The organism is Paraburkholderia sp. JHI2823 (genome assembly GCF_038900695.1).
Classification (GTDB): domain Bacteria; phylum Pseudomonadota; class Gammaproteobacteria; order Burkholderiales; family Burkholderiaceae; genus Paraburkholderia; species Paraburkholderia mimosarum.
The window spans coordinates 1-461 of sequence record NZ_JAYMRY010000242.1 but is presented as its reverse complement, the minus strand read 5'-3'; the positions used below and the strand labels follow the sequence as shown (position 1 = coordinate 461).

General features: G+C 56.4%; 1 protein-coding gene. It reads left to right on the top strand.

Translation table 11 applies throughout. From position 1 onward, the window contains the following. On the top strand, nt 1-461 hold a 461-nt coding region (locus VSR34_RS38505; RefSeq protein WP_342965246.1), incomplete at both ends, for a hypothetical protein.

Sequence of the window (461 nt, the reverse complement as noted above, 5' to 3'; positions counted from 1 at the left end):
ATCGATAAGCGTCCGCCCGCGCTGGAGGGAGTTGCAGGAGGACGTGGGACGACGGTGTCGGCGCAGGGCATCGAAACCGTGGAAAATGACGACATTGCAGTATTCAATATGACCTTCGAGTCCGGGGCCATTGGCACGATTGTCGTTTCCCGTGTTGCATTTGGCCTGCCCAATTCGATGGAGTTCGACGTCTTCGGTACCCAGGGGCGGGCCTCATTCGATCTGGCTCGCTCCGGTGAGATCATTGTGGACGACACATCAACCCCAGAAGGATTCAGCGGGCCTCGTCAAGTATTGTCCAATCCAGCTTTCCCCTATTACAAGGGTGGATCATCCATGGATTTTGCTGGTGTTGGTCGCACTCAGATTGAACAATTCACCTACCAAGCGAGGGCCTTCCTCGACCAGGTTTGGGGTTGGACGAAGGGTTTCCTCCGGTGCCGTCCTTTGCGCACGGGTAC